The organism is Chryseobacterium sp. CH25, assembly GCF_004119455.1.
Lineage (GTDB): Bacteria > Bacteroidota > Bacteroidia > Flavobacteriales > Weeksellaceae > Chryseobacterium.
Genome location: NZ_NRQT01000160.1, coordinates 1 through 225 on the forward strand (window position 1 = coordinate 1; position 225 = coordinate 225).

General features: G+C 35.6%; 1 protein-coding gene. It reads left to right on the forward strand.

Translation table 11 applies throughout. The features are described 5' to 3' along the window. Positions 1-31 precede the first annotated feature (31 nt). The coding region (locus BOQ64_RS24355; protein WP_228448548.1) for a hypothetical protein at positions 32-225 on the forward strand (194 nt) is incomplete at its 3' end.

The following is a 225-nucleotide window of genomic DNA, read 5'->3' on the forward strand; positions in this document are numbered from 1 at the left end:
GCTAGGATTTGAAGCGGAAGTGAAAAAAAATATGTTGAACAATAATTTTGATGTATTTTGTCAATGGGTGCTCCCAAAAACAATTACCTTCACGGGGAACGCTATTAAGATCAATCCTAATACCAGGCTAGGATTTGAAGCGGAAGTGAAAAAAAATATGTTGAACAATAATTTTGATGTATTTTGTCAATGGGTGCTCCCAAAAACAATTACCTTCACGGGGAA